The 23,274-nt window shown below is 38.5% G+C and carries 24 protein-coding genes and 1 pseudogene; 14 read left to right on the plus strand and 11 right to left on the minus strand.

The annotated features are described in order from the left end of the window. The first annotated feature begins 119 nt into the window (after nucleotides 1–119). The 6 genes from DZB84_RS13235 to DZB84_RS13260 all read left to right on the plus strand — a co-directional run bounded on the left by DZB84_RS13235 (nucleotide 120) and on the right by DZB84_RS13260 (nucleotide 5,067). Entirely contained in the window at nucleotides 120–1,154 is a 1,035-nt protein-coding gene (locus DZB84_RS13235; protein WP_116352737.1) for an ABC transporter permease, read from the plus strand. A 1-nt stretch (nucleotide 1,155) separates the two neighbouring features. Further along, on the plus strand, nucleotides 1,156–1,842 hold the full coding sequence (locus tag DZB84_RS13240; RefSeq protein WP_116352738.1) for an ABC transporter ATP-binding protein: 687 nt from the start codon (nucleotides 1,156–1,158) through the stop codon (nucleotides 1,840–1,842). A gap of 83 nt (nucleotides 1,843–1,925) precedes the next feature. Further along, nucleotides 1,926–2,606 (plus strand): response regulator transcription factor, encoded by a 681-nt coding sequence (locus DZB84_RS13245; protein ID WP_116352739.1) that lies wholly within the window; start codon nucleotides 1,926–1,928, stop codon nucleotides 2,604–2,606. Then, the gene (locus tag DZB84_RS13250) at nucleotides 2,603–3,982 is read left to right on the plus strand and encodes a sensor histidine kinase (protein ID WP_116352740.1); all 1,380 of its coding nucleotides are present in this window, start codon (nucleotides 2,603–2,605) and stop codon (nucleotides 3,980–3,982) included. Before DZB84_RS13245 ends, DZB84_RS13250 begins: the two co-directional genes overlap by 4 nt. An 80-nt stretch (nucleotides 3,983–4,062) precedes the next feature. Further along, nucleotides 4,063–4,446, plus strand: coding sequence for a hypothetical protein (locus DZB84_RS13255; protein ID WP_116352741.1), 384 nt, complete (start codon nucleotides 4,063–4,065; stop codon nucleotides 4,444–4,446). Nucleotides 4,447–4,596: 150 nt separating this feature from the next. Then, complete coding sequence (locus DZB84_RS13260) at nucleotides 4,597–5,067, plus strand: cupin domain-containing protein (RefSeq protein WP_411266266.1); 471 nt, start codon at nucleotides 4,597–4,599, stop codon at nucleotides 5,065–5,067. Nucleotides 5,068–5,150: 83 nt separating this feature from the next. Here DZB84_RS13260 and menC read toward each other — a convergent pair whose 3' ends face one another. The 6 genes from menC to DZB84_RS13290 form a co-directional block, all read right to left on the minus strand. After that, nucleotides 5,151–6,266, minus strand: a complete 1,116-nt coding sequence (menC, locus tag DZB84_RS13265) for an o-succinylbenzoate synthase (protein ID WP_116352743.1) — start codon at nucleotides 6,264–6,266, stop codon at nucleotides 5,151–5,153. Nucleotides 6,267–6,287: 21 nt separating this feature from the next. Further along, a complete protein-coding gene (locus DZB84_RS13270) occupies nucleotides 6,288–7,094 on the minus strand; it encodes a GNAT family N-acetyltransferase (RefSeq protein ID WP_116352744.1) in 807 nt (268 codons plus the stop codon). 178 nt (nucleotides 7,095–7,272) lie between these two features. Continuing rightward, nucleotides 7,273–8,541, minus strand: coding sequence for a TRAP transporter large permease (locus DZB84_RS13275; protein WP_116352745.1), 1,269 nt, complete (start codon nucleotides 8,539–8,541; stop codon nucleotides 7,273–7,275). After that, nucleotides 8,541–9,017 (minus strand): TRAP transporter small permease, encoded by a 477-nt coding sequence (locus DZB84_RS13280; RefSeq protein ID WP_223254445.1) that lies wholly within the window; start codon nucleotides 9,015–9,017, stop codon nucleotides 8,541–8,543. The genes DZB84_RS13275 and DZB84_RS13280 overlap by 1 nt, the downstream gene beginning before the upstream one ends. Nucleotides 9,018–9,280: 263 nt before the next feature. Then, nucleotides 9,281–10,321, minus strand: coding sequence for a TRAP transporter substrate-binding protein (locus DZB84_RS13285; RefSeq protein ID WP_116352746.1), 1,041 nt, complete (start codon nucleotides 10,319–10,321; stop codon nucleotides 9,281–9,283). A 223-nt stretch (nucleotides 10,322–10,544) separates the two neighbouring features. Beyond that, nucleotides 10,545–12,761 (minus strand): outer membrane protein assembly factor BamB family protein, encoded by a 2,217-nt coding sequence (locus DZB84_RS13290; protein ID WP_116352747.1) that lies wholly within the window; start codon nucleotides 12,759–12,761, stop codon nucleotides 10,545–10,547. A 246-nt stretch (nucleotides 12,762–13,007) separates the two neighbouring features. Between DZB84_RS13290 and DZB84_RS13295 the strand changes: the two genes are divergently transcribed. After that, on the plus strand, nucleotides 13,008–13,565 hold the full coding sequence (locus DZB84_RS13295) for a tyrosine-type recombinase/integrase (protein WP_116352748.1): 558 nt from the start codon (nucleotides 13,008–13,010) through the stop codon (nucleotides 13,563–13,565). Between the two features lie 106 nt (nucleotides 13,566–13,671). Here the strand turns inward: DZB84_RS13295 and DZB84_RS13300 are convergent, their stop codons facing one another. Further along, nucleotides 13,672–14,361, minus strand: a complete 690-nt coding sequence (locus tag DZB84_RS13300; protein ID WP_116352749.1) for a universal stress protein — start codon at nucleotides 14,359–14,361, stop codon at nucleotides 13,672–13,674. A gap of 254 nt (nucleotides 14,362–14,615) precedes the next feature. Between DZB84_RS13300 and DZB84_RS13305 the strand changes: the two genes are divergently transcribed. From DZB84_RS13305 to mnhG, 7 genes are all read left to right on the plus strand, one after another. Further along, on the plus strand, nucleotides 14,616–17,033 hold the full coding sequence (locus tag DZB84_RS13305; RefSeq protein ID WP_116352750.1) for a Na+/H+ antiporter subunit A: 2,418 nt from the start codon (nucleotides 14,616–14,618) through the stop codon (nucleotides 17,031–17,033). Continuing rightward, nucleotides 17,017–17,442 carry a Na(+)/H(+) antiporter subunit B gene (locus tag DZB84_RS13310; RefSeq protein WP_116352751.1) on the plus strand — a complete coding sequence of 142 codons (426 nt, stop codon included), beginning with the start codon at nucleotides 17,017–17,019 and terminating at the stop codon, nucleotides 17,440–17,442. Before DZB84_RS13305 ends, DZB84_RS13310 begins: the two co-directional genes overlap by 17 nt. Further along, nucleotides 17,442–17,780: a Na(+)/H(+) antiporter subunit C gene (locus tag DZB84_RS13315; RefSeq protein WP_116352752.1), complete on the plus strand. Its 339-nt coding sequence runs from the start codon at nucleotides 17,442–17,444 to the stop codon at nucleotides 17,778–17,780. The genes DZB84_RS13310 and DZB84_RS13315 overlap by 1 nt, the downstream gene beginning before the upstream one ends. After that, nucleotides 17,773–19,263, plus strand: a complete 1,491-nt coding sequence (locus tag DZB84_RS13320) for a Na+/H+ antiporter subunit D (protein ID WP_116352753.1) — start codon at nucleotides 17,773–17,775, stop codon at nucleotides 19,261–19,263. The genes DZB84_RS13315 and DZB84_RS13320 overlap by 8 nt, the downstream gene beginning before the upstream one ends. Nucleotides 19,264–19,330: 67 nt before the next feature. Continuing rightward, a complete protein-coding gene (locus tag DZB84_RS13325) occupies nucleotides 19,331–19,807 on the plus strand; it encodes a Na+/H+ antiporter subunit E (RefSeq protein WP_116352754.1) in 477 nt (158 codons plus the stop codon). Next, nucleotides 19,807–20,094, plus strand: coding sequence for a Na(+)/H(+) antiporter subunit F1 (locus DZB84_RS13330; protein ID WP_116352755.1), 288 nt, complete (start codon nucleotides 19,807–19,809; stop codon nucleotides 20,092–20,094). The genes DZB84_RS13325 and DZB84_RS13330 overlap by 1 nt, the downstream gene beginning before the upstream one ends. Further along, nucleotides 20,069–20,446, plus strand: coding sequence for a monovalent cation/H(+) antiporter subunit G (gene mnhG, locus DZB84_RS13335; RefSeq protein WP_116352756.1), 378 nt, complete (start codon nucleotides 20,069–20,071; stop codon nucleotides 20,444–20,446). Before DZB84_RS13330 ends, mnhG begins: the two co-directional genes overlap by 26 nt. Nucleotides 20,447–21,167: 721 nt before the next feature. Here mnhG and DZB84_RS13340 read toward each other — a convergent pair. The 4 genes and pseudogenes from DZB84_RS13340 to DZB84_RS13355 all read right to left on the minus strand — a co-directional run bounded on the left by DZB84_RS13340 (nucleotide 21,168) and on the right by DZB84_RS13355 (nucleotide 23,214). Then, on the minus strand, nucleotides 21,168–21,776 hold the full coding sequence (locus tag DZB84_RS13340) for a hypothetical protein (protein ID WP_116352757.1): 609 nt from the start codon (nucleotides 21,774–21,776) through the stop codon (nucleotides 21,168–21,170). 32 nt (nucleotides 21,777–21,808) lie between these two features. After that, on the minus strand, nucleotides 21,809–22,144 hold the full coding sequence (locus tag DZB84_RS13345; protein ID WP_116352758.1) for a hypothetical protein: 336 nt from the start codon (nucleotides 22,142–22,144) through the stop codon (nucleotides 21,809–21,811). Between the two features lie 30 nt (nucleotides 22,145–22,174). After that, nucleotides 22,175–22,618 (minus strand): annotated as a pseudogene (locus DZB84_RS13350) (toxin-antitoxin system YwqK family antitoxin). A gap of 116 nt (nucleotides 22,619–22,734) precedes the next feature. Next, complete coding sequence (locus DZB84_RS13355; protein ID WP_116352759.1) at nucleotides 22,735–23,214, minus strand: hypothetical protein; 480 nt, start codon at nucleotides 23,212–23,214, stop codon at nucleotides 22,735–22,737. Nucleotides 23,215–23,274: the final 60 nt, after the last annotated feature.

Raw genomic sequence — 23,274 nt, forward strand, 5'->3', positions numbered from 1 at the left:
ATCTTCTATTCACATACCCAATATAAACTTAGGATATCAAGAGAGGACGGAGGGTACGTTCATTGCATCTGGGACGATGAACCTGTCCCTTTGTCCCAATTATGATAGGAGGAATGAAGATGAAGATGGCATTGAAGGAAATGAAGAAGAATAGAGTGCGGTTTTTAATTTTAGGTTCAATTGTGTTTCTTGTGAGTTTCCTAACTTTTATCATTTCTGGCTTAGCGAACGGATTGTCGCAGGATAATGCTGCCTTAATTAAAAACCTGCCGGACGGTCAATTTTACATGGCGAATGATGCAGACCAAACGTATAATCTATCAAAAATTGATCTCAACACTCAAAGTGAAATTTTAGACAAACATCAAGAGGCGGTTACTTTTTCAATTCAAATGGGGTTTCTAAATGAGCAAAATGGAAAGCAACGAAGTGTAGCATTTGTTACATCAACTGATTCCCCATTGTTTGAAACAGTGAACCCCGGAGAAATTATCCTTGATCAATCACTGAAGGATGCTGGAATAAAGACGGGTGACATCTTAACAAACAATCAACATAACGGTGAGTTCACTGTAAAAGGATTTGTTGAACAAAGTAAATACAGTCATGCACCTGCTGCGTATATCAACCCCGAGGATTTTAAAGAAATCTATCGTATCGAAGAAATGCAATTGGTTTTTATACCGGGTTCCAATACAACGCAACACTATAGTAATCTACAGGCCTTTTCTAAAAAGGAATTCCTAAATACAATTTCAAGCTATAAAGCAGAGCAAATGTCCTTGAATATGATTATTTGGTTTTTAGTAGTCATCAGTGGTATGTTGTTTGCGATCTTTTTCTACTTGATGAACATTCAAAAAATGGGCCTGTACGGAATTCTAAAGGCGATTGGTGTAAAAACAAGTTCGTTATTTAAAATGATGTGGACTCAAATGGCTGTCATCACATTCATTGCCTTAATACTATCAGTGATGCTCAGTCAAACCTTTAATCTCCTTGCACCAACTAGCATGCCGTTTCATTTACCAACAGCAACAACTGTCCAATTGTCGTTCATTTTTATACTCATTGGCTTTGCTGGGGCAACACTTTCAGGAGTCCAAATCAAAAAAGTTGAACCATTACAAGCAATCCAACAAGGAGAGATGTAGGGTGACCATATTTACAATTGATGATGTCCGAAAAACGTTTACAAATGGTGAGGTCACGGAAGAAATTCTAAAAGGGGTTAACCTAACCCTTAATGAAGGGGAAGTTACCGCATTAGTTGGGGCATCGGGATCTGGGAAAAGTACACTGTTAACAATTGCAGCGGGACTCCAACCTGCCTCAAATGGACAGGTCGTATTTGATGGTAAAAATATTGCAAATTTACGCGCGGAGGAAGTCCGAAAAATTCGGGCAACAAAATTTGGCTTTGTCTTTCAATTCGCCCATTTGGTGCCTTTTCTTACAGTGGAGGAACAACTAGCACTGATGCTCGAAGTATCTGAAACGGGATTACCGAAACATGAGCAAAAAAAGGAAATAGATGCCATACTAAAAGTAGTGGAAATGGACCACCGTAGGAAGGCCTATCCTTCTTCATTATCGGGTGGGGAAAAGCAACGGGTAGCGATTGCACGCGCTATTATTCATAAACCAAAGATTCTTTTTGCAGATGAGCCAACCGCAAGTCTAGATTCCAAACGGTCGAAGGATGTAATGAGGCTCATCCGAAGCATTACGAAAACCTTGAACATCACAACCTTAATGGTGACGCATGATGAGGAAATGCTATCATTTGCTGATCGAATTATCAAAATGAGCGATGGACAGATCATTCAAAATGCGATTTAATTTGTTCGGGGACAAGGGGACAGGTTCATTGGCCCAGCTGGGACGAAGTACCTGTCCCTGCGTCACGTATAGGGGGAATAATTATGGCGACGATTTTACTAGTAGATGATGATCCGAATATTTTACAGCTTGTTCGAATTCATTTAGCGGAACAAGGCTACCGCGTTCTCGAGGCGAAAGATGGAATGGCAGGCTTGGATATTTTAAAAAAGGAACCATGTGATTTAGCGGTTGTCGATGTGATGATGCCCTACATGGATGGCTACGCACTGACGAAGGAGATTCGTGAGCAATATGATATTCCGATTATCCTTTTAACGGCGAAGAGTCAAATCGAAGATAAGGAACAGGGGTTTCAAGCGGGAACGGACGATTACCTTGTGAAGCCGTTTGAGCCGAAAGAATTGAGCTTTCGAATTAAGGCTCTGCTAAGACGATACGATTCTCAAAGTGATGAGGAGATTCTTCGTTTTGGAGAGACCACTATCAATAAAAAAAGTTATGAAGTCCAAATTGGCAGTAGGACTTTCCTTTTACCATTAAAAGAATTTGAGCTTCTCTCTTATCTCGCTTCCAATCCAAGACAGGTATTTTCGAGAGACTACTTAATCGAGCAAATTTGGGGGCTCGATTTCCAAGGGGACGAGCGAACCGTTGATGTTCATATCAAAAGACTGAGGGAACGTTTTTCAAAAGTAACGGATGACTTCCAAATTAAAACAGTGCGTGGGGTTGGTTATATGGTAGAGGTTCACCAATTATGAAAACACTCTATGTAAAATTCATTGTCATCACGATTGGCATGATGTTCATAAGCTTTATCTTAGCTTTCATCGTTTCGAATAGTTATTATCAACAAAAGCTGAAGCCAATTAATGATCAAAAAAATACTCAAGTTGCACTCGATATTGCTAGTTTTACCGAAGCTCATCCTGAGATTGCACTAAAGGAGTATTTGGAGAGCCTTGCTGCCACAGGTTATCAATTTTATCTGATTGACGAAGCTGGAAACAAAACGTTTTATGGGGAGCCATTTCGGGATCAAACTCTTGCTTCCACTATAGAACAAAAGGTTCTAAATGGGGAGGTTTTCCATGGCATTCTTCAGTTCCCACAGGAAACCTTTGTGACCGGTTTTTTTGCGAATGAATTAAAAAATACAATTGGTGTTCCGTTGAACCACAATGGGAGCCGTTTTGCTCTTTTTATGAGGCCTGATATTAAGTTTCTTTTTAACGAAATGCATGTGTTATTTGGCTGGATTGTTGGATTAACGATTTTACTTAGTGTTGTGATGGTTTTGATCAATACAAGATATTTGGTAAAGCCGATTTCTGATTTAACAAAGGCTACGAAATCCTTGGAATCCGGTGATTTTAATGTAAAGGTGGATACAAATCGTCATGATGAACTAGGCTTGCTCTCGAAAAGCTTTTTGCAAATGGCTCGGAAATTAGAGCAGACGGATGAAATCAGGAAGGAATTCATCTCCAATATTTCACACGATATTCAATCACCCCTTTCCAATATAAAAGGATACACAAGCTTGATTGAGAAGGAATCCATTACAACGGAAGAAAAAAACCAATATGTTTCGATTATCAATGGTGAGATTGAGAGGCTTTCAAGCTTAACGAAACAACTGTTACTGCTCGCCTCACTTGATCGAAATGAGGATATTGTGAAGAAAAAATCATTTAATCTTGGGCAGCAAATCAAGGAGTTAATCCGAAATTATCAATGGTTGATTGGCGAAAAAGGGATTATGCTGAGCTATACATTACCGGATATTGAGATGGTCGGTGACCCGTCATTACTAGATACGGTGTGGGATAATCTATTATCCAATACCATTAAATACAATAAGCCCGATGGCACTATTGAAATTTCAGCTGAGGAAAAAGGAGAATCTCTATTAATCAGATTTGAGGATTCAGGAATCGGGATGAACGATTCAGAGGTGGAGAGAGCCTTTGATCGCTTTTATCGCGCGGATCAATCACGTACGCGTTCGATTGAAGGCACAGGACTGGGTTTATCGATTGTTAAAATGATTGTTGACCTGCATGGTGGCAGTATTTCCATTTCTAGTAAAGAAGGTATAGGTACGACCTTTATCGTAGAATTGCCGGTCAAGTAGAAATGTAATCTCCTATTCATCGTCCGTTCATATTCATTTAGTAAAGTTTTAAAAAATGAGATTAACGGAGGGAATGGAGAATGAATAACAATAGTTTAGTATTAGTAAGATTCGCAAGTATATTTGGTCTGATTGGCGCAATACTCGGAGCACATATGGCGGGGGCTGGTTCATATGCGTTTCGTCCCGTGCATGCACATATTTTAGTCGTAGGTTGGTTGAGCTTGTTTGCTTGGGCTGTTTTCTACAAAGTATTCCAGGTCGAGCAATCGATTTTAACAAAAATTCACGTCTGGACTGCCATCATTGGTTCAACTGGATTAACAGTAGGTATGTGGTTATACATGGTAAAACCATTTCCTCTACCAGAAGGTGTAACCCTCATTGTTTACATTGGTGGTGGCGTTGCCCTTCTCGTAAGCTTTATTGCGTTCTTCTTAATTACTTTATTCACAAAAAAGTAGAGAGGAAAGTGGGACGAGCATCCATACCAACTAAAAAATAGGTTACCTTCACGATTGTATATGCATAGGATATTTTATCAATCTGTAGGGGGATAAAAAATGTATTATGTACCTAATATGTATCACCACCACCATCATCATCCGTACTATATGAATGTACCGATGCATTACTGGGACCATTGGGGATATCCGATGTATAGAGAACCAATTGATTTCAAGGATCATGGGCAAAGGCCATATGTGATCAATATCAATGAGGCTTCAAAACAAAACAATACGTATCGTACTGCGATTTGGACAGGGAAACACTTGCAGGTGACTTTAATGAGTCTTCAAGTTGGCGAGGATATTGGTCTGGAAGTGCATCCAAATGTTGACCAATTCTTGCGTCTTGAACAAGGGCATGGAATTGTTCAAATGGGGAATCGGAAAGATCATTTGAACTTTGTACGTGAAGTCAATGAGGACTCAGCCATCTTTGTTCCAGCAGGTACGTGGCATAATGTAACCAATACCGGAAACATTCCATTAAAATTGTATTCCATCTATGCACCGCCAAATCATCCATTCGGCACAGTTCATAGAACGAAAATGGAAGCTGAACAACAAGAGCATCATTAATAATGAAGTTCTGTGACATGCTCAAAAACGAAAGGGAAGGTACCTTCATATTTTAGAAGTAAACCTTCCCTTTTCTGTTACCATCAACTGTGATTATGAAACGTCTCACTATACAACATAAAATCCTCAATTCTATCCAAGTTCGGTTCAAAGCCAATACCAGGGCCGTTTGGAACCTCAATATACCCATTCTTCATCGTGACTTCTGGGGTAATAATATCTTCTTTCCAATAATGAGCAGAGGGGGCAGTATCTCCAGGTAAAGTGAAGTTTGCTAGACTCGTAATGGCGATATTATGTGCTCGTCCGATTCCTGCTTCAAGCATACCACCACACCACATCGGAATATTGTTTTTCGAACACAGTTCATGAATCTTTAAGGATTCAGTGATGCCGCCAACCCGGCCGATTTTAAGATTAATGATTTTTCCACTTCCAATTTCAATCGCTTTTCGAACATCCTCTGCCGTATGGATCGATTCATCTAAGCAGATAGGGGTAGTCAATTCTTTTTGCAGTCTTGCATGATCAATCAAGTCATCAAAGCCAAATGGCTGCTCGACCATCATCAGATTGAACTCGTCCAATTGTTTAAGGTAGGGAATATCATCTATGGTATACGCGCAATTTGCATCCGCCATTAGCGGAATAGCAGGAAACTCCTGGCGAATGGCTTTCAAAATATTCATATCCCAACCAGGCATTATTTTTACTTTAATGCGCTTGTAGCCCTTAGATACAAACCCATCAATTTTTTGCAGGAGCTCTTTTTCAGACTTTTGAATGCCAACACTTACTCCCACTTCAATTCTATCCTTTGCACCGCCAATGACTTTAGCCAATGACTTTCCTTGTTCCTTTGCGTAGAGGTCCCAAATAGCGCCATCTAGAGCAGCCTTCGCATTATAGTTTCCACGTAAATCCTTGAAGGCTTTCGATACATCATCAGGATGTTGAATCTCTGTTTTCATAAGCTTTGGTATTAAAATATCCTTTAGCATATGCCAATTGGTCTTGACCGTTTCCTCATGATAAATCGGGAGTGCATCAGAGACGGTTTCCGCCCAACCAGAGTAGCCACTTTTCGATTTCACTTCCACTAGAATAAAATCTTTATCTATTAATGTTCCAACACTTGTTTTAAAAGGATGAAGCAATCGCATTCTCATATACCGTAATATAATATTTTTAATTTCCATTCTTGAATCTCCTCGTCTACATTATTTTTCTAGAAGATACATGTATTGCCCAGTGCTTTCAGGATCCTTCACTAAATCTGTGACAATCCAGCCCTGTTGTAGATAATGAGTAAACACTTTTTTTGTCTTTTCTCTCCACTTTAACGCAATTTTAAAGTTCGTTTTCTTTATTTCTTGAAAATTACCTGGGACCGGAACAAACAATGCGTCACTGGATTCTTCCAAATTTATTTCACCAGGTGTTAAACATCCATCTGCAAAACCTGTTTGGATTAAGATAGCAGCCTTACGTATATCACTATTTCTGTTCTCGCGTTTCTTTTCATCGACAGACCATTCTACTACGAAACGATCCGTGGAAATCCCATCGTTCATGCCATCTGTCATTTCTCCATATGCATTTTCGATATACGAGGTACAGACTGCGCCTAATTTATGTAGGTTCAAATTACCGTTTACCGTTTCAAGAGGGTCATAGGTCCACGAAATTAAATCATATCCGATTTCAGCGGCCAATTTCCTTTGTTCAAGTTTTAACTTTTCCCCGATGCCTAACTTTCGATAATCAGGGTCAATCCCTAGACTATGAGAAACCAGGTAAGGCCTTTTCCCATCAAAACCTGGGAAACTATATTGAAAGCCAATCAATTGATCCTTGTAGAAAGCACCTAAAATAAAACCACCATTTTTTATGGTAGCGGCTGTATGACTGATTGGAACCGTGTCCTCAGGGCTCCAAACCATCGATTCTAATTTGTGAACCTGCTGCAATTCTGCAATGGATTTTACATTTTTAATGATCATGGTTGATAAAATATCTTGTTGCATCGTTTTCCTCCTAGTGTTCCGATTCGAAGTCTTCAATTCATACATATTATTATAAAGGATAAAAATCAATTATCGAATTTTTGGGAAGTGGGAGGGGATAGGTATGAAAAATAGGCGTAAAAAAGTGCTTCTATTCCATAGAACTTATGGAAGAAGCACTATTCATTTGTTACATCCTTTATTTATCTAAGAAAAATAAACTAATTTCTGGTACAAAACTAATGATGATGATGTCTACAATTAACATAAGGAGGAACGGGATGATGGCCCGAACCACCTTTTCCAATCGTAGATTTGCAATATTGGAAGCTACGAATAAGTTAATTCCAACTGGTGGTGTGATGAAACCAATTGCTAGGTTCACAACCATGATAACCCCAAAGTGAACAGGATCAATTCCAACGGCTGTTGTTACTGGAAGCAGGATTGGTGCCATAATGATAATCGCAGCGGATGTTTCTAAGAATGTACCTACAATTAATAGAATGATGTTAATAATAATCAGTACGATAATCGGATTTGATGAAATTTCAAGTAGCACATTCGTGATTTGAAGTGGAATTTGTTCCCTTGTTAAAATAAATCCAAAAATCGATGCACAGGCGATGATAAACATAATAACGGCTGATGTAACGGCTGATTGGATAAAGATTTCCGGTAGATCCTTCCACTTGATTTCACGATAAATAAATAGACCAACGATTAACCCATAAACGACAGCTACAACGGAAGCCTCGGTCGGAGTAAAGACCCCACCGTAGATTCCTCCAAGAATGATAACAGGCATAAGGATCGCAAGGATTGCTCGATTAAAGGATGTGAAAACATCCCCTATAGAACTCTTTTCTTCCTTCCCATAACCACGTTTTTTAGAAATAAAGTAAGCAACCAAAATTAATGAGAGCCCAACAAAAATACCAGGTAGAATACCAGCAATAAATAAATCACTAATCGATGCTCCGGCGATTACACCAAATAAAATCATTGGAACACTTGGTGGAATCATAACACCGATTGTACCACCAGCTGCTTGTATAGCAGTGGAGAAGCTCTTATCATAGCCCTTTTGAACCATGGCTGGAATCATGATTGCCCCAACGGCTGCTGTAGTTGCGGCACCAGATCCAGAAATAGCAGCAAAGAACATACATGTTACAACGGAAACAATTGCTAGACCACCATGCATTCTACCCACAATCGTCATCGCAAAATCAACTAGCCTTTTCGAAATACCTCCAACCTCCATAAGCTTACCTGCAAGGATGAAGAAGGGGACGGCCATTAATGTAAAAGAGTCTGTTGCTGTGAACATTTTTTGGACGATAACCATTAATGGTACGTTATCTTGAATCATCAATACAATCATAGAAGCGAGACCAAGAGCAACTGCGATTGGTATATTAATAAAGAAAAGAACGATTAAGATCCCAAAAAGTAACCAAGCCATTAGTTCTTCGCCTCCTTATTCCATTCAGAAATGACGACATAAAGCAGATTGATAATGAACAAGATGCTAGATATCGGAATGACTGTATAGATATATCCCATTGGTATCTGGAGGACAGGAGACTTCTGAATCATGCTACGTCCGATAAAGTCGAAGCTGTGAACGATAACCTGCCAAAAGAAAAAGATAACAAGAATAGAAATAACCACATTTAGAACTTTCTTTACAGTTGGCCCAAATGCTTCATAAAGAATTTCGACTCCGGGGTGTGCCTTTACACTCATTCCATAGCCAGCCCCGAGGAACGTGGTCCACACGAGTAAATAACGTCCTAATTCCTCTGTCCATGCTAATGGCTGCTCGAGGACGAATCGGAAGATAACCTGTAAAAAAACAACTACGACTAAAACAAAAAAGAGAACGATTAGTATCCACTTAAAAATTCCATTTATAAAATCTACTATCTTTTTAATCACCTGTATTTCCCCTTATATTCAAATCAAATGCGCTTTAGCGTATTTGCGCCCAGATTTTTTAGGCCCACACGAGGTGGGTCACAAAGACGTTGCCACAGGAAGTGGCGTTCTTAGTCTTTGACCTTAAGCTCGAAAAGTTTCCTTTAAAAATCTGTGGCATCCGCCGGAGGCTTTTAACTTTATTCAGTAGGGGTTCAAACCCCGCCTGAATAAAGTTAAAAACTTGGATTGTGCGAGGCACTCACCAAGTTTTTTTATTTAGATTAATTTCCGTTTAAAATGGCTTCGATGTTTTCTTTACCAAAGTCTTTTTCGTATTTTTCATATACAGACTGAATGGCATCACGGAATGGTTGTACATCAACATCTTCGATTACTTCCATGCCCGCGTCTTTAACAACCTGTAAAGAATCTGTATCGGCTTGTGTACTTAGTTCGCGAACTTTGTCACCAGCAATTTTTGCTTCTTCCTTAAGAATGTCTTGGTATTCAGCAGGAAGTGTATCAAAAACAGATTTACTAAACATCACAACGGCAGGTGAATAAATATGTCCAGTTAATGTCATGTATTTTTGGTTCGAATCATAAAGCTTGTACGTGTCAGCAATAATTAATGGATTTTCCTGTGCATCAACAACGCCTTGTTGAAGGGCAGTTAATGCTTCGTTCCAAGCCATTGGAGTTGGTTGTGCGCCAAGTGCATTAAATGCATCAAGGTGAATTTGGTTTTCTTGAGTACGGATTTTTAAGCCTTTTAAATCTTCAGGTTTTGTAATAGGATGCTTGCTGTTTGTGATATGGCGGAAACCATTTTCAGCCCAAGCAAGACCTACAAGTCCTACATCTTCCATACCAGCTAAAAGATCTTGACCAACTTGTCCATCAAGTACTTTATATGCATGCTCTCTTGATTCAAATAAGAAAGGTAAATCAACAATTCCGATTTGAGGATAGAAGTTTGCAATTGGTGCTGTTGAAGAAATGGACATATCTGCAGTTCCAAGTGTAAGTGCTTCTGTTAATTCTCTCTCTGCACCTAATTGGTTTAGTGGGAAAATTTCGATGTTCACTTTTCCATCTGTACGTTCTTTCACGTTTTTCGCTAAATCAAGTAATGCAAGATGATAAGGGTGTTCTTCTGTTTGAGAATGCCCCGCCTTGAATGTGTAAGTTTTTCCATCGTCTTTAGCGCCATCAGCTCCTGATGAGTCGCTTTCTTTACTGGATTCAGTACCACCACATGCTGCTAAAAATAAAGCAAACACTAGGAAAAGTACCATCCATGAAAGTTTTCTCCCTTTCATGTTATAGCCCCCTATTGTCAGAAAATTTAATAATGATATTGAACATTATAACACCTTTTTTTCATTTTTCTACAATATTTCATGTTTTTTGATAATTTTTTTCATGAAAGCGTTAAAGTGGAAGATTCGGAGGAGTAATTTATTATAATAAAATAATATTTCACCTTATTGGTTCTTAATAAAAAGAAAAAAGGGAATCGTTCAATGACGATTCCCTTTCCTGTTATTTCCCGAGACTCTGTAAATACTCAACTAGCGCATTAATTTGATTATCGTCTAGAGTGTCCTTAAATGGAGGCATTCCTGCGCTACCATTTTTAATTTGATTAATCAGTAGGTCACGATCCTTCAGCATTTCGCTCTTCTGTAAATTTGGTCCGTTATGACCGCCTTCACCATTGTCACCGTGACATGCCAAACAGTTGTTTTTGTAAATGTCCGCGCCCTCATGTACAGACGATTTGTCTCCTTCTTCTGCATCTTGCTTCTTATCAGTAGCAGCAGGGTCGTTGGCTGTTGGTGATACGTTGATTTTATCTTCAGGTATATCTCCTAGGGATGCATAAGCGCCTTCAAGTGAGAAGGTGTAAATTTTGTCACCATGCGTAGTCCCTGCAAGCGAGTTACCCGCAGCAAAAATCGAGATATATTGTTTCCCATCGATTTCATAGGTGATTGGTGGTGCATTTGCTCCCGCATCCATTTTAAATTCCCATAATTCATCCCCATTAGTGGCATCGAATGCAATGATTCTTCCATCGTTGTGTCCTGCAAAAAGAAGATCTCCTTTTGTAGTCAATAATCCACTATAGGCAATCTGATCCCAATGTTTTTGCCATACTATTTTATTTGTTTTAATATCCATGGCAGTTACGACACCACGACCAGGGGCACCATTTACTGGCTGCCATATACTTCCAAGCCATACTTCGCCTTCTTTGTAATTGTTCGCTTCATCATCTTCACGATGTGAGTATGAGAAATACGTATCATTTGCCAATAAGTAGAAAAGCTCAGTATTAGGATTATATGCCGAAGGTGGCCAGTTTGCCCCACCTTGTGGGGACGGTTTTAGGGTAACGAATTCATCCCAGAAAGGTGTAAAAATGTTTCCGATTTTTCCTTTCCAATCGCTAGGAAAATCCTTTTTGACATCTTCCTCTGTTACTCCCTGAGGGATAAAAGCATCCCCAATAGGGAACGGCTGTGTTGCAGCTGTTTTTTGTCTTTCATCCTGTGGAACGGGCTTTTCTTCAATTCCGATAAGCGGCTCACCGTTTGTTCGGTCTAATATATAAAGCCAGCCCGTTTTCCCAGCTTGTGCAATCCCTTTTCTCTGCTTACCATCCATTTCAACATCAAAAAGAACAACAGGGTTTGGCGCATCCATATCCCATATATCATGGTGAACTTCTTGGAAATGCCATTTGTATTCACCTGTTTTTGCATCTAAGGCGAGCACGGAATCAGCAAATAAATTGTCTCCTTCACGTTTGGTTCCATCAAGGTCTGGAGATGGGTTACCAGTAGAAAGATAGAGGAGTCCTAGCTCTGGGTCGATTGCAGGGGTTTGCCATACAGCTGCTCCACCTCTTTTCCAGGAATCATTATCCTGTGGCCAAGTGTCATGCCCAACTTCATCTGGTCCTGGGACGGTATGAGTCTTCCAAATTTGTTTTCCCTTTTCAGCATCAAAGGCAGCAACAAATCCGCGAATCCCATATTCACCACCAGCAACCCCGGTGTATACCATTCCGTTATAATAAAGTGGTGCACTTGTAATGTTATATCCTTTTTCCCAATCTTCAACTTTAGTTTCCCAGATAATTTCACCTGTTTTTTGATCTAAGGCAATTAACCTAGCATCTAACAGTCCAACATAAACCTTTCCATCTCCTAAACCAACACCCCTACTTGTCCAACCACAGCAGACGGTATCTAAATTTGCTGCTAATTCAGGACGATATTCCCAGATTAACTCACCTGTTCTAGCATCAATTGCTTGAACGTCATCTGCTCCAGTAATGGTGAACATGACTCCATCATAAACGATTGGCGTAGCTTCGCCTGAGTACTTAAATTCATAACCAGACCCTAAACTTGTGACCCATTCAGCTTTTAAACCTTTAACATTTGATTTATTGATTTTATCTAATGGAGAGTACCTACCATTAAAGATATTTCCACCGTGAGTGATCCAATCACCTGATGGTGCAGCTGTTAAATCATCAGCCGAAAATTTAGGGGCTAATTTCCCTGGATAATCCTTGTGCTGTACTGAAAAATGCTTGTCCTTGTCAACTTTCTGATTTTCTCCCTTTTGGTTTTCAACACCTTGTTCCGCCTGTTCTTCTTCGCCAATATTATTTGAAATAATCACACCAGCTCCGATAGCGATTACAAGAAGTAAGGCGAGAATGATCCATCCAAACTTTTTCATGCTTAAAAACTCCTTTCCATTGTGATAATGGTGATAATTGCTAAAATAACTTTTTATAATTTGCCCGGCTTTAAATAAAATAATCCTTTTTTGAGATAGATTTTGACGGGGGATTTTTACTGCTCTATTAATATTTCAAACCAAACAGGGAAAACTTTCTTGAACGAATTTGTAAGCAATTATCTTGTCATGTTACTTAAGCTATGTTAATTTTAAGTTATGTAACATTAGCGGGAGGATAAACGGATGGAGTTTGTCGATCCAATTAAGGACGTAAACAAAATTGATGAAATCAAAGCTGTATTAAAAAAGCAGTCGCAAAGAGACCTTTTGCTTTTTGTATTCGGAATAAATACAGGAATTAAGATAAGTGATTTACTCTCATTACGTATCGAGGACGTATGGGATGATTCAGGAATGAAGGATTTTCTGTATGTGAAGGATAGTGAGGAAGTAAAAGCCTACTATTTAAATAATAGGATAAAGAATGAACTGAGTGAGTATTTACGCACGATTGAGTTTAGGGGCAGTGATTTTTTATTTAAATCAAAAAAGGATAACCAACCAATTTCTAGGCAACAGGCCTATCGGATCATAAACCATGCCGCTAGAGAGGTTGGAATACCAGGAAAGATTGGGACACATACACTTCGGAAAACATTTGGTTATCATGCCTACCTAAAAGGCATTGCGATATCTATCTTAATGGATATTTATAATCATCATTCCCCATCAGAGACATTCAAGTATATCGGAATCAATAAGGAAGAGAAGAATTTTGTAAAAGTGGATGTAAACCTATAGCTCTATTCAGCGGATTAAAGACTAAGAACGCCACGACCTGATGTCTTCATCTTTGTGACCCACATCGTATGGGCCTAAAAAAACCTCCACCAAAGAGGTGAAGGTTTTATAAAAAGTTATCGTCATCTATATTTGTATTCATATCAACATTTGTAAAGTCAGTTACGATATCATCGTTCACTTGGACCTGTAAAGTCTTCTGATCCTTCATAAACTTAAAAATTCCATTATTAAAGTCAGTGCCAAATTCTTTGAAGAAGATTCCTTCATAGATCACATCTTTTGTATGTTTAAAAATAAGACGATACTGCTCATCTTCTTTGACTAAATATGCACGAACTCCTTTTTCAAATTGACCTTCCGTATTTTTTAGATAACGTGCAACTGAAATGATATGGAGGTCAACAAAAGGAATTTCTTTTAATAGCGAGTTAATAATAGACCCTTTTGCGATTTGCTCCCAGCGACTTTGCGCAGTTTGGCCAAGTATGATTTGAGTAACATTTTTCTCTCTAGCAACATCTGCAATCACTTTTGAAATGGGTCTTTTTTCATTGTCTTTAATAATAAACGCATCCGCACTATGTTGGTCAGCTAGTTCTTTCCATCTTTCAATGTAGCTTACTTTTTCAGGATCGAGGTCATCAAAAGGCTTTGGATCTACGGTTAGGATATAGAGTGGACAATCTAGCATATTTGCAATCTTGCAACCACGTTGGATGAGACGTTCACCATTTGGTCCATAATATACACAGACAAGAATACTCTCGTCCATTCTTTCTTTTATCAATTTCATTTGTACTCACCTCAGAGTTGATGTGAAATCATTGGCCTAGCCAATTTCCGTTTCATAAATACCTAGAAAATAAGGAACCCTTAAAGAGAACAGCCCCTTAATTTAGCTGGGCTTACATTTAACACACCACCTAAAAAAAATAAAAAAATGTCTATATATTTATAAACTATGTATGACTATATCGCATGCTACAAAATGAGTCAATCCATTAACGTGATTTGTAAAAAATATCCGTATTAAGGGAGGGGATTCCATTGCATTGGTTCCAGTTTTTAATCATGTTACCATTTATTTTTGCCGTGTTTGTTCCTATATTATATAAAACATTTACCCCAAGGATTCATACAGGCTGGTTCGTTCTCTTCGTGCCACTTCTGATATTTTCTTATCTTATAACATTTATTCCCACTATTGCAAACGGGAATACCATCATCTCAAGCATTCCTTGGATGCCATCCTATGATATCAATTTTACAACCTATATCGATGGTTTAGGTTTGATTTTTGGTTTGTTAATAACCGGTATAGGGGCATTGGTCATTTTATATTCCATTTTTTATTTATCGAAGGAACGTGAAGAACTCCATAACTTTTATGTATATTTATTGATGTTTATGGGGGCAATGCTCGGTTTAGTATTTTCCGATAATGTTTTTGTGTTATATGTTTTTTGGGAAATGACAAGTGTGTCTTCTTTCTTATTAATTGCATACTGGTATGAACGTGAAAAGTCGCGCTATGGTGCACAAAAATCAATGTTGATCACGATTTTTGGCGGTTTAGCCATGCTTGCTGGTCTTGTTATGATTGCGAGTAGCTCTGGAACATACAGTATTCGCGAAATGCTACTAAATGTTGATGCCATTACAACAAGTAATTTATTCGTACCGGCCATGGTATTAATCCTTCTCGGTGCATTTACAAAATCAGCTCAGTTTCCGTTTAGTATTTGGCTACCAGATGCGATGGAAGCTCCAACACCTATCAGCGCATACTTACATTCAGCCACAATGGTAAAGGCGGGGATCTATTTAGTCGCACGACTAACACCTATTTTTGGTGGCTCTACTGTTTGGTTTTGGTTGGTCACAGGTGTCGGATTAATCACGTTGCTTTATGGGTCTGTCAATGCGGTGAGACAGACGGATTTAAAAGCACTATTAGCCTATTCGACCATCAGTCAATTAGGTTTAATTATGAGCCTTTTAGGTCTAGGATCTGCTGCCATGTATTTCGGATTAGGAGACGAGACTGTGATTTATGGTACGGCCGTTTTTGCAGCCATTTTTCATTTAGTAAATCACTCAACCTTTAAGGGTAGTCTCTTTATGGTTGTGGGAATTATTGACCATGAAACGGGGACTCGTGATATTCGAAGACTTGGTGGGCTCATCCATCTAATGCCTATTTCGTTTACACTCACCGTAATAGGTGGCTTTTCAATGGCAGGATTGCCTCCATTTAATGGTTTTTTAAGTAAGGAAATGTTTTTTGCAGCGGTTAATAATGCAGCAAAAATGGATTTTTTCCATATGGGGACAATTGGGGTACTTATTCCGATTATCGCGTGGGTTGCAAGTGTCTTTACGTTCATCTATTGTATGATCCTTGTATTTAAAACCTTTAGAGGGAAATATAAACTCGACAATGATCGTCTTGTCCATGAAGCACCACTAGGCATGCTGATTTCACCGATTATTTTAGGTTCGCTTGTGATTATTGGCTTCTTTTTCCCAAATCTACTTTCAAACTATTTATTAAAGCCAGCATTAACTTCTGTATTACCTGTGCTTTCAGAGGCAGAAGTAGTGGAGCTTAAGATAAAAGCATGGCATGGTTTTTTAAGCCCAGAGTTATGGATGACAATCGGGGTTGTAGTATTGGGGACGATTCTCTATCTCAATCTTAGAAAGTGGTACAAAGTTTATAACTCTTATCCACAGTCCCTAACGATTAATAATCTTTACAATCTTGCTTTAGATAAAATGGAGCAGATTTCTGGATCAATCACAAATTTCTACATGACAGGTTATATTCGGGACTATCTGGTTTATATCATTGGCTTTTTGATTTTAGTTGTCGGAGGATCTATTTGGTTATTGGATGGAGTATCCTTTGATTCTTCAAATGACGCACCGGCTACGTTTTTCGAAATAGCCGTCATGATTGTTGCGGTTGTTTCAGCAGGTACAGTGTTATTCTCAAAATCAAGAATTACGTCAATTGTTGCGGTAGGAGCGCTTGGATTTTTTGTATCGTTATTCTTTGTATTATTCCGTGCACCTGATCTGGCGTTGACTCAACTAGTTGTGGAAACCGTGACAACAGCACTGTTTCTATTATGTTTTTATCACTTACCGCAATTACGTAAGGAAATTAGTCGAATTCCATTTAAGTTAACAAATGCCATTATTTCTATTGGAGCAGGAGCGGTTGTGACAATCGTGGCTTTATCTGTGAACGGAAATCGACTTTTTGATTCTATTTCAAGCTACTATGAAAATGCATACGAGCTTGCAGGCGCAAAGAATATTGTCAATGCCATCCTTGTTGATTTCCGTGGGATTGATACGATGTTAGAGATTCTTGTTTTAAGTATTGCAGGTCTTGGTGTTTATTCATTAATTAAACTACGTTTAGCGAAGGAGGGATCAGATGAAAGAGCCGAATGATGTCATTATACGCAGTGTAACGAAGGTTGCGGTAATTATCATTTTTACATTTGCCATCAACTTGTTTATTTCGGGCCACCACCATCCCGGCGGTGGATTCATTGGAGGTTTAACATTTTCGGCCGGACTGGTTCTTCTGTTCCTCACCTATGATATTGAAACCGTTCGAAAGAATCTGCCTCTCGATTTTAAAGTGGTTGCAGCGATTGGCGTCTTAATCGCAGTTGGTACAGGAGTTGGCAGCATCCTGTTTGATGCTCCATTTTTAACACAAACCTTTGGATATTTTGAACTTCCTGTTTTCGGAAAGACGGAAATCGCTTCAGCTGTTTTATTTGATGTAGGTGTCGCCTTGGCAGTTATAGGAACATCGCTCACAATTATTATGAGTATAGGTGATGACAGGTAATGGAAACTTTAATGTCAATTCTAGTAGGAATTTTATTTGCAATCGGGATTTATCTTATCTTAACGAAAACTCTATTACGAATCATTTTAGGAACCTCTATACTCGGTCATAGTGTGAACTTACTCATTATTACAATGGGAGGGCTAGAAAAAGGTGGACCTCCTTTGCTGGGAATAAAGGGATTATCCTATGTTGATTCATTGCCACAGGCACTTCTTTTAACAGCAATAGTTATCAACTTTGCAACAACAGCATTATTTTTAGTGCTAAGTTACCGTGCGTACAGGGTCTTAGGCACGGACGATACCGAGCAATTGAGAGGTAAAAACGATGGGTAATTTAGTTATTTTTCCAATCATCATTCCAATTATTGTTGGGATGATCATGGTTATATTTCGAAAAAATATAAGGCTGCACAGGGTGCTTAGTCTTGTTGCAGTAATCAGTATTTTCATCATTTCTCTGGTGCTGATGCATCGGATTAAAATAGACGGAATTCAGGTTCTCCAATTAGGCGGTTGGGAAGCCCCGTTTGGGGTAAGTATGGTTGCCGACATGTTAGCTGTAATCCTTGTCATGGTCACGAGTATTGTGGCGTTCTGTTGTCTAATCTATGCGTTTAAAACAATCGGGGAGAAAAGGGAGTTATTTTATTTTTATCCACTCTTTTTGTTTTTGATTACTGGTGTAAATGGATCCTTTTTGACGGGGGATATTTTTAACTTATTTGTTTGTTTTGAAGTCATGCTTGTTTCTTCATATGTCTTGATTTCCTTAGGTGGCACGAAGATCCAGCTACGCGAATCCATCAAGTATATTTTAGTGAACTTGATATCGTCATTTTTATTTCTTGTGGCAGTTGCCTATTTATATGCGATGACAGGGACATTGAATATGGCTCATTTATCTGTTCGCATTGCTGAGGTTGGTCAGGATGGCGTCATGACCACGGTAGCGATTTTATTTTTAATCGTATTTAGTCTAAAAGCAGGTCTGTTTTTATTCTTTTGGCTACCAGGTTCATACAGTGCACCACCAACGGCGATTGCAGCTATCTTTGCAGCACTATTAACAAAGGTAGGAATTTATTCGATCATGAGGGTGTTTACGCTTGTGTTCTACCATGAGCCAGAGGTGACCCATTTATTAATTGGAATTTTAGCGGCCATTACGATGCTACTCGGGGCATTTGGGGCAGTCGCCTATTGGGATGTAAAAAGGATTATTACCTACAATGTAGTCGTGGGTGTTGGCTTTATTTTAGCTGGGGTCGCTTCGCTTACAGCAGAAGGAATTACAGGTTCTATCTATTATCTAATCCACGATATGATTGTGAAGGCACTAATCTTTTTATTAGGCGGAACCATTATTTATTTCACTGGGACTAGTAATTTAAAAGAATTTAGTGGAATCATGCGGCTACAACCGAAATTCGGCTGGATATTTTTTATCGCAGCATTATCCCTTTCAGGTATACCACCCCTTAGTGGTTTTTTAGGAAAAATCTTTATCACAGAGGGAACGTTTGCGTCCGGTTATTTTTGGCTAGGTGGAATTGGATTGCTCAGTAGTTTAATGGTTCTATACTCCATTATGAAAATCTTTATGGTCGGATTTTGGGGATATACAGACGTACCTGAAGAAAGTGAAACTAAATCGTTAAAAGGTATGCTACTACCAATGGGCATTCTTACAGCTTTAACGATTGCGCTTGGCGTAGGGGCGGAAGGGATTAGTGAGTATGTTGATCTTGCGGTAGAAGTCATTATGAATCCAAACATCTATATTGACGCGGTATTGGGTGGAGCTTTTGTGGAATAGAGCATGGAAGCAGCAGATGTGTTTTTTAAAATCATGCGGTATTTCTTTATAGGAAGGGGTGGTATCTATGCCCATGCAAGTACTAATCAATTTGCTTATCGGTTTTATTTGGATGTTTCTCCAGGATAGTTGGACCATTCTCACCTTTTTTAGTGGTTATTTGTTTGGTTTAATCGTACTTTTTATCTTAAGGAGATATTTTCCTCATCAATTTTATTTGGTGACTTTACTTGCCATTGTTAAGTTATTTCTCGTCTTTATTCATGAGTTATTCACTTCAAGTGTGTTAGTGATAAAGCAGGTTATGCGGCCAAAGATAAATATTACTCCGGGCATTTTTACCCTAGAGACAGAATTGGAAGGGGACTTGGAAATAACCTTGCTCGCAATGTTATTAACCTTAACTCCAGGTTCAGTCGTTGTGGAAGTTTCACACGATGAGAAAAAGTTTTATATTCATGCAATGGATATCCCGGAATCAAGTGATGCTGTGATACGTTCAACAGCAAAATTCGAAGAGGCAATAAAGAGGGTGACGCGCTAATGATTAAAACAATTTTAATTATTTCAATGGCATTTTTGACATTTGCTATTTTTGTTACGATATACCGCTTAGTAAAAGGGCCGTCTGCCTCTGACCGAATTCAGGCTCTTGATGTGTTAGGAATAAATATCATTTCAGGAGTTGCCATTTTTTCAGTGTTTTTAAGGAATACCGGATTTTTTGAAGTGATTTTATTAATTGGGATCCTTTCATTCATTGGAACAATTGCCTTTGCGAGATTTATTGAAAGAGGTGTTGTCATTGAGCGACGTAAACAATCCGATTGAAGTATTAGAAGTCATAGCGGCAATATCTATTTTAGTTGGGACAATCTTTAGTTTTTTTAGTGCAGTTGGACTGATTCGGTTACCAGATTTATACTCACGTGCCCATGCAGCCTCAAAGAGCTCGACGATGGGGGTTCTTTTTACCTTAGTCGGGACGTTTCTATTTTTTATCATGGAAGGAACATTCAGCATTCGCCTATTTCTAGGAATCTTCTTTGTATTCCTTACCGCTCCCGTCGCGGCGCATGTCATCGTCCGCTCCGCCTACCGCTCCAAAGTCCCCCTCGCTCCACAAAGCGTCCAGGACGACCTCAAAGGAGTCATCGAAATCGAAGGGGAGAGGGAACAGTAGGAGATTAGGGCCACGGGGCCACGGGGACGGTTCTCGTGGTTCCGGTTGTCATGTATGGGACCAGAGGGACGGTTTCTTGTGGTTCCAGTGGGTTGTTTGGGGACCAGAGGGACGGTTTCTTGTGGTTCCAGTGATAATGTTCAGGTACTGTGTTTGATGAAGGACTAAACGGATCGAAGTTGAAGCTGGAATGTCCTTCATAAGTCCGATGAAGGACTAAACGGATTTAATTTGAAGCCGGAACGTCCTTCATAAGCCCGATGAAGGATTAAACGAGTCGAAGTTGAAGCTGGAATGTCCTTCATAAGCCCGATGAAGGACTAAACGGATCGAAGTTGAAGCTGGAACGTCCTTCATAAGCCCGATGAAGGCCCAAACGAATCGAAATCAATGCCAAAATGTCCTTCATAAAGACAACGTGACTGCACTCAAAGACTTTAGGTGCAACCTGTACTCGATGTTACTAAATTACGACTTTGTTTTTCTTGCAATATTTTGATGCTTACTAATTACTTCATAAGCATCTTCTGCGCTTGATTGCGCTTTTTTAGCATCAACTTTTGAGACTTCAATAGTTGTCATTTGAACCGTAATTTCCCCCATATCATATGTCTGATAGAAACTACCATCAGTTTCATGAATCTCGATACCGAAGTTCGAAAATATCTCTTACATCTCATGCCTTCCTTAGTAAATTGCCAAATTGATTAGGCAGGTTCAGCTATTCTAAAAATAACTCGATATCTTCATCATCAAACTTTTCATCAAGAAGATCCTTCTCGCTGAACTTTTGTTCAAGTTCCTTTATTAAAAACAAAGAATACGTCAAGCGATACATTACAAAAATGCCTTTATCAATACTTAGTGGCATAGTGGTCAAGGTTTTTTGATTGTTACGATTAACATAACTAATTCGCATTCTATTGTTACTATCAATCTCGTAATGGATCGTTTGAGGATTTATGTTGTGGAAATGATAAAAGCTATTTGGTACCCCAAGTTTTTGAAAAAAAGAGAGTAGTTCATTGATGTTGTTGAAAGTATGGACAGGGTTATCCGCAGGAAAAATATCCTTAAAGTAGAATTTCTTTAATAGTTTGATTAGAAAATATTTCGTAGCTGTTGTTTCATGATTAAATGCAACAATGTTTTCTTTTTGGGGGCTAGGCCGTCTTTCAAAGTTAATTTCAGAATACTCGTATGATCCAACGTTATTCTCTAGTTGAATATAATCTTCATAAGGCGGCTTTGCTTCCATTAGAAATCTGTTATTGGTGGTTACTTGGATGCCAAGGTATTGACCTATTTTGATTAACTGAGTTCTATTCATTTTATCAATCCTTTAAAAATTTCGAAAAGTAATCATGCATTCTGCTGGAGTAACTTCCACAACCCATATGAGATTTTTTCAAAAGGCTCGTTCAATCTTACCCTTTCTTCATAAACTGGGTGCCAAATGAAAAAGTCCGATAAGCCGCCTCGTGGAGGATATATTTTTTGATGAACGATTTTAATTTCATCTAAAGTAATTTGCGAGTCTTCATATTTGTTTTCAATACAGTGTTCCATTAGTTGGAGTACATACCTGATTTCAGATATTTGGTAGTTTAATTCACCATTATTAAGTGGTACTAAAATTTTTAGTAAGTCACTAAATAATTCTTGGGATGTTTTGATAATAGGTATACAATGATTCATAAGATTCCTCCACGACCACACATCAATATTCTACTTGAATTTTTTAGCATATAATAAATCAGACTCGCTTGCTTCTGTTTTTTGTTCTTTTATATTCCCATATTCATCATATTTTTTATAAGTCATCTCACGTCCAGCAATACATTCAGATTCATATTTTTTAATGCTATTCTCCAAATATTTAACTTGGTATCCTACTGCGGCACCTTTATCCATGTTCCCTATTCTTTTTATATTCCCATTTGGATAAAATGAAACATATGCCCCTTGTTTTACACCATCATCTACAAAAAAGTAACTTTCTATATTTCCATTTTCATATAAGTCATAAGCTAATCCGGTAAATAGTCTTTCTTCACCATCCTCAGAATACTCAACTATTCCTAACTCATAAGGTCCACCATACCCTAATTACTCTTCAAACCCTACACCTTTTTGTAGTACCTGTTCTTTCGTTAGAAATCCATTTTTCATTTTTACAGCCTCCGTAATGTATTCCAATCCATATGACCAATGAGGTCACCTTGTCAAATGCTAAGAGGATCAACAATTACAAAACGTCTATCCTCAATTAAAGTTTAGGCACTTTTTTAAATTTGACTTAAATACGCTCTTATCATGTTGTAGGGAATGATTTTTCTTGATTCAGGCTGGTTCTCCCACTTTAAGATGGGCTTTTTAATTTCAACTAATGCATCGATATCTTCAAGTCCAACTTCCTTTTGGTAGACAAATTGCTCGTGTTTTATAAAGCCATAGTCATTTACATCTTCGTAATCCATGCTAAATAGTAGAATGTACTTTTTTTCTAAAGTAGAGGAATCAATCCCGTATGTTTCGAATTCCTTGCCTTTATAGATTGCGTTTACTGTTTGACGGTAAACGTAATCTACTTTTGTGATTGCAATGTTTTTTTCAAAAATGTCTGTATGGTTCCTGCCTATGACGTCTACATATTCTTTGAATCCATTCGTTAGTTTGTCGTTTTCATCATAACTAATTAAGTTTAATCGATCCCCGTTTATTGAAACCTTATAAACTTTGTTTTTGTAAATGCAATGTACGCTCATCTAATTGTCTCCTAATGTGGTAGTAAAAAGATAAATTACTAGGTTGAACAGTTGTCATTC

Origin of the sequence: Bacillus sp. HNG (genome assembly GCF_003400205.1) — a bacterium.
Taxonomy (GTDB): Bacteria; Bacillota; Bacilli; order Bacillales; family Bacillaceae_L; genus Ferdinandcohnia.

Coding starts and splice junctions, on each gene's coding strand:
- DZB84_RS13260 (WP_411266266.1), top strand. CDS start 4,597: ATGAATGTACCGATGCATTACTGGGACCATTGGGGATATCCGATGTAT.
- DZB84_RS13295 (WP_116352748.1), top strand. CDS start 13,008: ATGGAGTTTGTCGATCCAATTAAGGACGTAAACAAAATTGATGAAATC.
- DZB84_RS13320 (WP_116352753.1), top strand. CDS start 17,773: ATGGGTAATTTAGTTATTTTTCCAATCATCATTCCAATTATTGTTGGG.
- DZB84_RS13315 (WP_116352752.1), top strand. CDS start 17,442: ATGGAAACTTTAATGTCAATTCTAGTAGGAATTTTATTTGCAATCGGG.
- DZB84_RS13255 (WP_116352741.1), top strand. CDS start 4,063: ATGAATAACAATAGTTTAGTATTAGTAAGATTCGCAAGTATATTTGGT.
- DZB84_RS13310 (WP_116352751.1), top strand. CDS start 17,017: ATGAAAGAGCCGAATGATGTCATTATACGCAGTGTAACGAAGGTTGCG.
- DZB84_RS13345 (WP_116352758.1), bottom strand. CDS start 22,144: ATGAATCATTGTATACCTATTATCAAAACATCCCAAGAATTATTTAGT.
- DZB84_RS13275 (WP_116352745.1), bottom strand. CDS start 8,541: ATGGCTTGGTTACTTTTTGGGATCTTAATCGTTCTTTTCTTTATTAAT.
- DZB84_RS13270 (WP_116352744.1), bottom strand. CDS start 7,094: ATGCAACAAGATATTTTATCAACCATGATCATTAAAAATGTAAAATCC.
- DZB84_RS13340 (WP_116352757.1), bottom strand. CDS start 21,776: ATGAATAGAACTCAGTTAATCAAAATAGGTCAATACCTTGGCATCCAA.
- DZB84_RS13250 (WP_116352740.1), top strand. CDS start 2,603: ATGAAAACACTCTATGTAAAATTCATTGTCATCACGATTGGCATGATG.
- menC (WP_116352743.1), bottom strand. CDS start 6,266: ATGGAAATTAAAAATATTATATTACGGTATATGAGAATGCGATTGCTT.
- DZB84_RS13355 (WP_116352759.1), bottom strand. CDS start 23,214: ATGAGCGTACATTGCATTTACAAAAACAAAGTTTATAAGGTTTCAATA.
- DZB84_RS13300 (WP_116352749.1), bottom strand. CDS start 14,361: ATGAAATTGATAAAAGAAAGAATGGACGAGAGTATTCTTGTCTGTGTA.
- DZB84_RS13330 (WP_116352755.1), top strand. CDS start 19,807: ATGATTAAAACAATTTTAATTATTTCAATGGCATTTTTGACATTTGCT.
- DZB84_RS13245 (WP_116352739.1), top strand. CDS start 1,926: ATGGCGACGATTTTACTAGTAGATGATGATCCGAATATTTTACAGCTT.
- DZB84_RS13325 (WP_116352754.1), top strand. CDS start 19,331: ATGCCCATGCAAGTACTAATCAATTTGCTTATCGGTTTTATTTGGATG.
- DZB84_RS13285 (WP_116352746.1), bottom strand. CDS start 10,321: ATGAAAGGGAGAAAACTTTCATGGATGGTACTTTTCCTAGTGTTTGCT.
- DZB84_RS13235 (WP_116352737.1), top strand. CDS start 120: ATGAAGATGGCATTGAAGGAAATGAAGAAGAATAGAGTGCGGTTTTTA.
- DZB84_RS13290 (WP_116352747.1), bottom strand. CDS start 12,761: ATGAAAAAGTTTGGATGGATCATTCTCGCCTTACTTCTTGTAATCGCT.